The organism is Phenylobacterium sp. (assembly GCF_036264965.1).
GTDB lineage: Bacteria > Pseudomonadota > Alphaproteobacteria > Caulobacterales > Caulobacteraceae > Phenylobacterium.
Map to the genome: position 1 here is coordinate 1 of NZ_DATAPY010000040.1, position 9,515 is coordinate 9,515.

Below are 9,515 nucleotides of genomic sequence, written 5' to 3' on the forward strand. Positions count from 1 at the left end.
CTAGTACTACTGAGTCACAAAAGGTGGGGGATTCGCGAAGCAGTCCGGCTTGCTATGCTGGTGATTCATCCAGCAGCGGAGCTCAGCGGGCATGGATCCCTGGACCGAGGACAGTGAAGCGGCATTCGCGGCCTATGTCGAGAGTCTGATCGATGTGGTGGGCCACGCCGACCGGGCGACGCCTCTGAAGGACTACTGCCTGGGCCTGCTGATGCCGGGGGAGCGCAAGAGCGTCGAGCCCATGGCGGCGGTGACCTCGCCGGCGCGGGTCTCGGCGCAGCATCAGTCGCTGCTGCACTTTGTCGGCCAGGCGCCTTGGTCGGACACCGCGCTTCTTCAGCGGGTGCGCGATCAGGTGCTGCCGGTGATCGAGCGAGCGGAGCCGGTGCGCGCCTGGATCATCGACGACACCGGCTTTCCCAAGAAGGGCCGCCACTCGGTGGGCGTGGCGCGCCAGTACTGCGGGCAGTTGGGCAAGCAGGATAACTGCCAGGTCGCCGTCAGCCTGTCGGTGGCCACCACCTCGGCCAGTTTGCCGATCGCCTGGCGGCTGTATCTGCCGCAGGCCTGGGCCGACGATGCCGAGCGGCGCAAGAAAGCCAAGGTCCCGGACGCGGTGGTGTTCCAGACCAAGCCGCAGATCGCGCTGGAGCAGATCCGGGGGGCGATGGCCCAGGGGGTCACGCCCGGTGTCGTCCTGGCCGACGCCGGCTATGGGGCTGACGGCGCGCTTCGCGCCGGCGCAACGGAGCTTGGCCTGGCGTATGTCGTCGGCGTGCTTCCGACGCTGAGCGTCTGGAAGCCCTCAGAGGGCCCGACGCCGCCCCAGCCCAAGCTCAAGGGCGTCAGAGGCCGCCAGCTCACGCGGCTGAAGCGCGACCCCGATCACCCGGCGACCTCGGCCAAGGCCCTGGCGCTCGAACTGCCGCCGCAGGCTTGGCAGGAGGTCCGTTGGCGCGAAGGGAGCAACAGCGCGCTGGCGTCGCGCTTCACCGCCCTGCGGCTGCGCCCGGCCTCCCGGGACTGGAAGCGCACCGAGCCTCATCCCGAGGAATGGCTCTTGATCGAGTGGCCCAAGGGCGAGCCCGAGCCGACCAAGTACTGGCTCTCCACCTTGCCGGCCGACACCGCGATCGAAACCCTCGTCGACACCGCCAAATTGCGCTGGCGCATCGAGCGCGACTACCAGGATCTCAAGCAGGAACTGGGCCTCGGCCACTACGAAGGCCGCGGGTGGCGAGGCTTCCATCACCACGCCAGTCTCTGCATCGCCGCCTACGGATTCATGGTCTCCCTCCGGGAGACTTTCCCCCCTTCAGCTGCGCCTCGCACCGCGTCAGGCCAGGCGCCTGGCCTTCCCGCAGGTTATCGACCCCGCGGATCCCCCGATCCGGCCAGAGCGCCACGTGCCCAACTCGATCGCCACCATTAGGCGTCGCTTGACCTTCGCTCTCAGTCAGACCCTGCAGCGATGTCCTTGCTGCGCGCGGCCCATGGAGGGACGGCAACGGGGTCATTTATGACGCAGTAGTACTAGGCGCCCGTCGGCGAACGCCGAGGGTCTTGCATCCATGTCGTCAAAGACATATGTCATCAATAACATGGTGACCCGCCAGGACCGCATCGATGAACTCCTCCGCCGCCTGGCGGCGGCTGAGCCGTGCGAGACGGCCGACGAGGCCCTGGCTCTGATCTGCGACACCCTGAATACAGTCGAGGATGAACTCTCAGGCGTCGCCTTTAATCCGGACTATCCGATGGATGACGGCCGGATGTACCCGCCGCGCGAGGACGCCCGGCGCGAGGTCGACGGCCGGCCAGATGTCCGCCGCTACCGCTCCCGGGGCCACAACATCCTCATCGCCGACCACGGCGCGTTCCGCATCGAGCTCGTGAAAGGAAAGTCATGCCTACTCAGCAAGACCGGCCGCAACGGCGCAAGCCTATGACCCTGACCCTGCCAGAGGCCATCTTCGAGCTTCTCCACGTCCTTCGCTCCGAGATCGTCGTAGGCGTGGAGGTCGACCGGCCTGCCGATCCCGCCGGCGAATGGTGGCTGGATTTCGATCTCGACGGCATGTCGGCGAGCGTCTCCTGGTCGAAGGCGCGAGGATTTGGGCTCTTCACAAGAGAGGACGATGTCGGGATCGGAGACCGGCCTGACGAGCTTTTCCGGGAGCCACAACAGGCGAGTCTCAGGCTTCTTCAGTTGGCCGCCAGCTGGAAGAAGACTGCCGCGCGTCCGCCGCTTGGATTGCGAGACGTGCGGCATCTCGTGGGTGAGAGCCAGACCGCCATAGCCGCCTCTTTGGGGATGGATCAGGCGGGCGTTTCGCGGCTTGAGAAGCGCGATGATTGGAAGCTCAGCACCCTTCGCGACTACGTCGCCGCCATGGGGGGCGTCCTTGAGCTGCGCGTAAGGTTCCCCAGTTTCGAGGCGCCCCTATCGCCCGCTCATGCCGATCGAAGTCGAAGGGTGGCGGATCATGTTGCTTAGTCATCTCGTCTTGCGCGCACGCGAGCCCAAGCGGCTGGCCGCCTTTTACTCGGCGCTCGGATTAGAGTTCCGAGATGAGCAGCATGGGCGAGGTCCCAAGCATGTCTCAGCAGAGGTTGGGGCCGGTGTGCTCGAGATCTATCCCTTGAATGAGGGACAGGAGCCGACGACAGGCGTGCGCCTTGGGTTCTCTGTCGAGGACCTTGAGACCGCTTGCCGGTCCGCGGAGCGCTCGTTTGGCCAGCTTGTGACGGCGCCGCGCCGCTCGGATTGGGGCTATCGCGCGACCGTGCGAGATCCGGCCGGCCACCTCGTGGATCTCGTCCAAGCCTAGCGTCTGATCGCGGACCACGCCGCGCGGCTTGCGACGGCGCCGATCTGCTGCTGCACTCGCGATCATGAGTTCGGCGATTCCCAAGACCTGACCGATGCGGGTGCGCTTTCCCGAAGCGTCGCGAGCCGGCTGGCCGGAGCGCGGCTGGATCCTCAAGCCCGCGACCGCGCCGGCCGGCTACACGCCAAACACCATCGTCACCGAATGGCTGACGTTGAATTGCCGGGGGCTCTGGGCCTGCCAGGGGCTAGGCGAGCGGGTGGAGGTGAGGTTCGCCAGTGCGGAGGATGCCGAGCGGGTCCGCGCCCACTTCTCGGCCTTGAACCTGTGGCGGCCGTTCGGCCGCGGCGCGGCCTAGGGTTTGGCGCGCCGTCCGCCCGGCGGCCAGGTCAGGTTTCGGATCCACGAGGCGCGATCAGGGCTGCTGAGCGCCGAGCGCGCTCGCGATGATCTGCGCAGCGCTGACCGGCCCCCAGAGCTGCACGTCCAGCTGCGCGAAGACCGTGCCGATCCGTGACTCGGGGAAGGGGATCTCGGTCGCGCTGTCGGGCGGGACCTGCCCGTCGACCTCGAAGACCTCGAACGGTACGGCCGTGGTGATCCGGAACTCCCCATAGTAGCCGTTGTCAGGGTCGCTGTTGGTGAGCACGATCATGCTGTTAATCGGGTCCAGGGTGAACTGGCACAGCGGCCCAAGCGCCACGTTCTGCGCGGAGACGAAGCTTCGCGCGGTGAGCCCGATGAGCGGCACGACGTCGGTCGCAGGTTGCGAGGTGTCCACAACTGCCGCGGTCAGCAATCCCTTGGTGAAGTTCGGGAATTGCGTGAACGGCACATCGCCGGGGGGCGGTACGGCGACGGTGTTCGATATCAGGGCGCCCTGCGACGGCTGGCAGGCCGTCACCAGCCCGTAGAGGCGTCCCGAGGGGTCGGTGTTGGTGAACAGCACCTGATTGTAGGTCATATCCAACGACATGATCAGCGGCGAGGACGGCTCGGCGCCCAGGCGTCTCACCCGGACTTCGCCCTCGAACACGCCCGCCAGCAGATCGGCGACAGACCAGGCGATATCGACGGCCTGGTGGAGAGCGCCTGGTGCGGGCATTGGACCCTCCGATCGAGCAGCAAGACTCGTATAAGTGGTCATAGAGAAAGATGTGAATCCAGGGTTGTCTTTTTCCCGTGTGAGGTGAATGGTGACGTTGGGGCGAGCGAGCGGACCAGGCGTCCGCAGCGTCTCAACTGGGGGGTTAAGACACCACGACGCGGCGCTCATGTCGAAGGACATGCGCTTCGTGCGAAGGTGATGTGATCCCCACGAGTACTGGAAGGCGTGCGGCGCGCCGAGGATAGGTGGCTCGAGACCACGTGTTGTCGGCGTAGATCCAAATAAGCAGAAGTATAGCGTTCCGTCTGACGGCTTACGTCATCCTGTGACGTGAGAGCATGTGCACATGCGTACCCAAAATTACCGTTCAATACATGAGGTTGCCATGGGATTCTACGACCGCGCCAAGCTTCTGCATCACGATCCAGAGGCGCTTCGGAAGGGCGAAACTATCAGGAGCATCCTGATCATCGGATCGATCGACGAGTACAAGGCCATCTTCGCGGCCGGCAAGACGCCCGAAAGCGCCGCGGCCTATTCGGCGGCCCTGAAGGCCGCCTATGGCGGGCCTGGGACGGAGTCGACGCCGCTGCTGCGGCTGCTCGACTACGTCTATGGCGAAGGCCCGCTGCTGCCTGACGATGAGGCCTTCGCAAAAGAGCGGCTGTTGCCGATGCGAGTCCAGGCGGTCTCGGCCGCCGACTACACCTTCAGCACCGACGAGGTCATCGGCCCGAGCGCTGGGATCTACACCCAGAACTGGGGAACCCTGACATTCGATGGCGGCTCGCTCACCGTGGAGAACACCACGATGAACTTGGCCTGCGACAACCTGGTCATCGTCGCCGGTGGGGCCAATCCCTACCACATCGGTGTCATGGGCGCGCCAGGGGCCCAGGGCCCGATAGGGACAACCGGCACCTCCACCGCTGGGCAGGCGACAAACGGTCATAACGCCAGCCCGCCGAGCGGCGGAAACTGCATTGGCGCGGGCGATGGCGGCACGGGCACGGATGGGGCCGCCGGGTTGGCCGGCGGCACGGGCGGCCTGGGCAATCCCGGCCTCGCGTCACTGACCGCGACGATGATGATCGGCGCCTTCGATGCTTCCTCAACCAGCGGCCTGATCGTCGCCACCCAGTCCGGCGTCGGCGGCCAAGGCGGTACGGGCGGCACGGGCGGCGCGGGCCAAATGGGCGGCTACGGCGGCAGCGGCTGCGATTCCGGGTGCGAGGGAACCGACGGCGGCAACGGCGGCAGCGGCGGCAATGGCGGCAATGGCGGCCAGGGCGGAACCGGTGGAAACGGCACGAACGGCTACCCCGGAGCCATCCACTTTCCGGCGGCCCAGAAGCAAAATCTCACCTTGACCGCGACCCCCGCGGCGCCCGGCGCGGGAGGGCCGCCGGGACAGGGCGGCGCCGCCGGCGCCGGCGCGGGCGGCGGGTCCGGCGGCAAGGGCCAGTCGGATGGACAGGCCGGCTCGGCCGGCGCGGGCGGCAATCCGGGAACGCTCGGGCTCGCCGGGTCAAACACCGGAGCGCCCAGCACCATCACGCCCAGCTGGACCTAGGATCGGACCGTGGAGAACCCAGACGTCGTGCTCGGCGACAGCCTCGCTCCGGCGTTTCCGGCCGGGCGCAGCGCGGGACATTTCGCCTGGCCGCTCGACCTTCCGCGCCCTGGGGCGGATTGGCCGGCGGGCGTCCACACTGTGCGCGTGCCGACCATCCAAGACGCGCGCCGCTTGCTCGGGCCGGCGAGCGAGGCCGTACGCCGCCGGCGCAGCCAAGGCTTCGCTGGGAACCTCCCCAACGGGGCGCGCACGAAGCTCAGGCTGGGCATGCACGACCGTGGGGAGGAGTACGTCTTCGCGGCGGGCGAGTACGTCGACAGCGATCCTGAAGGGCGCGCCCGCCACTTTCCCCTGCACCTCACCGTTGTGAGGCGCGAGACCCTGCGCATCGGGGCGGGGGAGGTTCTCGATCTCACAGCCTCTTGCGAAGCGTGGCCGGGCCTGAACCTGCGCGAGGAGCTCTATCTGCTGGTCAAGGTCGACCGGCTGTGCGTGGGGCCCGGCTCGGCCATCGAGGTGCGCGGCAATATCTTCACCCTGGACTGCGGGGTCGTTGAGTTCGACGGCGCAGCTTCGGATCCGCCGTTCGAGGTGCGCATCCGCGGCACCCGCCATCCCGCCTACAGCCTCTATCGGCCAGGCCCCGCTGAACCCGGCCAAGCGGGCGTCGATGGCGCGCTGGGCCAGGACAGCCAGGCCACGCGCCTGCAGGCTACCCCCTTTGGCGCGCTGCTGGACGTCGTCTCGCAGGCCTTCGACGGGGAGCCCGGCTGCCCGGGCTCGGCGGGCGGCCATGGCGACAATGGCCAGAACGGGGGCATGGCCATGCTGGCCGACCTTCGGTTCGGCGCGCTCAAGGGCTTCGGCCGGAGCGGTCTGCTCGTCTCGGGCCAAGCTGGACCCGGACATCTGGGCGAGCCGGGCGGACGCGGCGGCGACGGTGGGGCCGGCGGCGGCGGGGCCGGCGGTCTCGACGGCTTTGCGGGCTTCATTCGCGGCGGCGCGGGGGGCCGCGGCGGCGATGGCGGCGCCGGTGGCGATGGCGGCCGCGGCGGCAACGGGGGCCTAGCCTCGCATATCTTCATCGAAGCGCCCGGGTCCGCCGCGGAGATCATCGGCTGCGAGTCGCGCCGCAGTCTCGGCGGCGACGGCGGGGCGGGGGGCGCTGGCGGCCGGGGCGGCGCGGGCGGCCCACACGGGCGATGCCACGAGCGAGGTTCCGAGGCCCATGCCCCAGCCGGCGCGCCTGGCGTCCATGGCGCGGCCGGCACGCCGGGGCGCGGCCGTGACGGGCCGCAGATTCACCTGTGTTTCGACGGGGACCCATCTTCGCCGGCCCAGGCGCCGGGCGACCTCTCAAACCTTTCGGAAGGCCCAGCATGATTGACCCCAACGACCTCTACGTCTTCGAGACCAGCACCCCGCTGGGGCCAGCCGGAAACAACTTCGGCACCTCGGTGATCCGCTACGAAATTCAGCGCTATCGCGATGTGCGAAACCTCGGCGTGACCTTGGGCTACACCCTGGTCTGCCGACACCGGGTCATCATTCCGAACGCTTCGGCCTATGCGGTCGGCCCGTCGTCCGTCGACGCCTTCAGCGACTACCCGGCCGCCATCGTCAACACGATCGGCCTTACGGTGAATAACGGCGGCACGGTGCTGCTGCGCGAGATCTTCCCGCGAATTTTGAACGCCGCCGTCTCCACCTCGACCAGCGCCCAGGCGGGTCAGGCCGCCGCGCAGAACGTCCAGCATTCCAGCGGGTCCAACACCTCGCAAACCAACACCTTCGGTGTGTCGGTTTCCGGAGGGTTCTTCGGCGAGATGCCCATGGGCAATATCAGCCTGGAGTACCAGCACGGCTGGGAGTCCGGCTCCTTCAAATCCAGCGCTCATGGGTCGGACACGAGCCGAAACTCAAGTGCGGCGTCTTCGGAGACGATGAGCGTCAAGGACTGGAGTTCCTACGGCTACGCCGATGTGAACGACATGTCCTCAACTTGGGTCTGGGGCCAGACCTATCCCTGGGACGTCCTGCAGTACAACTACACCAGCGACTCGTCCTCGATCGAGCTGCCATCCTTTGTGCAGGGCCGGCTGCTCGACAGCTTCACCGACCCGACCAGCGGGGCCACCACCAACCTGGTCCTGCCGCCGAGCCAAATCTCACTCTTCGGCGCGGATTTCACCATGAAGGCCGGCTGGCTGATCGAATTTCCGCAAGGGGTGACGGAGTCGGAAACCGTCACGGTGACCCACAACACCAGCTACTACACCGCAAGCCACAGCTTGAACGGCGACAAGATCCTAGCGACCCTGCAGGCCCCTATCTCGGCGGCGACATCGCAGTTTAGCGTCAAGGACTTGGACCTCAGCACCTACGGACTAGACCGCATCGCCGACGCCAGCGCGGGCAATGGCGCGGCGATCGGCTTCGCCTCCGACCGCTTCACCTATGGCCCCGACGCCAGCAGCAGCTTCAAGATCGTCTCTGCGGCGAACAATCTCGAGGTCACCGGCCAGGGTTTCGGTCCGGGCCTGAACACCACCTTCAGCGCGCCGGTCTCGCTCACCGTTGAGTTCAAGATCCTGGATAGCGCCACGCCCTATGCCCTGCTCCTCATGCACTGGATCGGGGCGCAGAGCAGCCCGATGAAGCTGACGGTCGCCGTAAACGGCGTCTCCAGCGATGTCATTTACATCGACGCGCAGGAAGGCCAGGGGGCCCAGAAAAACGTCTCGGCTCTGGACCTTCGAAATCTCGACTTCACCTCGATCAACTACCACGACTACCTGGTGCTTGGGCTCAACCAGATCACTATCGCTGTGGAGCCGGTCGATCCCACGGCCGCGAACGACTACACGCTGTTCGCCCTGGCGATCGGTCAAGCCTAGCCTTGGCTGCCCGCAAGCTCTTATCGCGATCCCGGTCTGCGGGCCGGCCCAGCCACCGGGCGCTGAACGCGCGCTGGCGGCGGGTCGGCGAGCGGCTGACGCTGCGCCTCAAAGGCGGGACGTTTACCTTCAAGCCGCGCCGAACCCCGACGGCGCGCCTGCTCCCCCAGGTCCGCGAGCAGCTGAAGTCGGCGAGCCGGTTCAACGCCGGCTGGCGCGGCGCCGATCTGGGCACGGACGAGCTGGTCTCGACGTCCTCGGTGCGAGAGCTGCTCACGGGCCTCGTTGGGCGCCTGCCGGCCAATCCGAGCCGAGCCGAGGAAGCCGAGGTCGACCGGATCATCGCCATACTTTCCGATGTGCGCCTCGACACCGCCTATTCGGGGTTCGCCTCCCGCGAGCGGGTCATGCAGCATCCTGCGCCCGCCGAAACCTCGGTCTTCGCCGATCCCGCGCGTACGGCCAGCGAGCACGCGGCGCTGGACGTGGAGCGCAAGTCCTACGTCCTCAAGCGCGTCGAGGACTACATGGACGGCGCCGGCGCCTCGGCAAGCGCGACGGAGGTTGTTCGGGAGGCCGCCAAGGCGGCGATCGAGTTCACGTTGAACGGCTTCACCGCGCCGGTCGCCGCGGACAATGTCTTCCGCTATTCGCGGCTGGGCTTGAATGGCGCGCTCCAGGCCGGTCCAGAGGCTGAGGCGCAGGTCCGGGCCCGGGAGCGCCTGAAACAGGCCTACCAGGATCTGGGCGGCGAGCTGCGGCCAGCGCCGCTCGGCGAAACCGCGGCGAACCGGATGACCCGCGATTGGGCCCAGACCGAAGCGAACGCGAACCCTTCGATGCTGCAGAGACGGCCCAGCGCCGCGCGGCTTGATCTGATGGCCTCCTAGTACTACTGAGTCACAAAAGGTGGGGGATTCGCGAAGCAGTCCGGCTTGCTATGCTGGTGATTCATCCAGCAGCGGAGCTCAGCGGGCATGGATCCCTGGACCGAGGACAGTGAAGCGGCATTCGCGCCTATGTCGAGAGTCTGATCGATGTGGTGGGCCACGCCGACCGGGCGACGCCTCTGAAGGACTACTGCCTGGGCCTGCTGATGCCGG

Annotated in this window: 9 protein-coding genes and 1 pseudogene; 9 read left to right on the forward strand and 1 reads right to left on the reverse strand. The window is 67.3% G+C overall.

Translation table 11 applies throughout. The annotated features are described in order from the left end of the window. The first annotated feature begins 91 nt into the window (after nt 1–91). From VHS75_RS05835 to VHS75_RS05850, 5 genes and pseudogenes are all read left to right on the forward strand, one after another. Nucleotides 92–1,531: pseudogene (locus tag VHS75_RS05835) on the forward strand (IS701 family transposase). A 70-nt stretch (nt 1,532–1,601) separates the two neighbouring features. Then, on the forward strand, nt 1,602–1,949 hold the full coding sequence (locus VHS75_RS05840; RefSeq protein ID WP_329637670.1) for a hypothetical protein: 348 nt from the start codon (nt 1,602–1,604) through the stop codon (nt 1,947–1,949). Next, complete coding sequence (locus VHS75_RS05845; RefSeq protein WP_329637671.1) at nt 1,946–2,497, forward strand: hypothetical protein; 552 nt, start codon at nt 1,946–1,948, stop codon at nt 2,495–2,497. The genes VHS75_RS05840 and VHS75_RS05845 overlap by 4 nt, the downstream gene beginning before the upstream one ends. Then, nucleotides 2,487–2,831, forward strand: a complete 345-nt coding sequence (locus tag VHS75_RS23050) for a VOC family protein (protein WP_414694247.1) — start codon at nt 2,487–2,489, stop codon at nt 2,829–2,831. Before VHS75_RS05845 ends, VHS75_RS23050 begins: the two co-directional genes overlap by 11 nt. A gap of 94 nt (nt 2,832–2,925) precedes the next feature. Further along, nucleotides 2,926–3,189, forward strand: coding sequence for a hypothetical protein (locus VHS75_RS05850; RefSeq protein ID WP_329637672.1), 264 nt, complete (start codon nt 2,926–2,928; stop codon nt 3,187–3,189). Nucleotides 3,190–3,246: 57 nt separating this feature from the next. Here VHS75_RS05850 and VHS75_RS05855 read toward each other — a convergent pair whose 3' ends face one another. After that, nucleotides 3,247–3,936, reverse strand: coding sequence for a hypothetical protein (locus tag VHS75_RS05855; RefSeq protein ID WP_329637673.1), 690 nt, complete (start codon nt 3,934–3,936; stop codon nt 3,247–3,249). 388 nt (nt 3,937–4,324) lie between these two features. Here VHS75_RS05855 and VHS75_RS05860 point away from each other — a divergent pair, with 388 nt between their 5' ends. The 4 genes from VHS75_RS05860 to VHS75_RS05875 are packed head-to-tail and all read left to right on the forward strand — an operon-like array spanning nt 4,325 to nt 9,302. Continuing rightward, a complete protein-coding gene (locus VHS75_RS05860; RefSeq protein WP_329637674.1) occupies nt 4,325–5,512 on the forward strand; it encodes a hypothetical protein in 1,188 nt (395 codons plus the stop codon). Nucleotides 5,513–5,521: 9 nt separating this feature from the next. Continuing rightward, the gene (locus VHS75_RS05865) at nt 5,522–6,898 is read left to right on the forward strand and encodes a hypothetical protein (RefSeq protein ID WP_329637675.1); all 1,377 of its coding nucleotides are present in this window, start codon (nt 5,522–5,524) and stop codon (nt 6,896–6,898) included. After that, nucleotides 6,895–8,412 (forward strand): hypothetical protein, encoded by a 1,518-nt coding sequence (locus VHS75_RS05870; protein WP_329637676.1) that lies wholly within the window; start codon nt 6,895–6,897, stop codon nt 8,410–8,412. The genes VHS75_RS05865 and VHS75_RS05870 overlap by 4 nt, the downstream gene beginning before the upstream one ends. Before the next feature lie 2 nt (nt 8,413–8,414). After that, nucleotides 8,415–9,302: a hypothetical protein gene (locus VHS75_RS05875; protein ID WP_329637677.1), complete on the forward strand. Its 888-nt coding sequence runs from the start codon at nt 8,415–8,417 to the stop codon at nt 9,300–9,302. Nucleotides 9,303–9,515 lie beyond the last annotated feature (213 nt).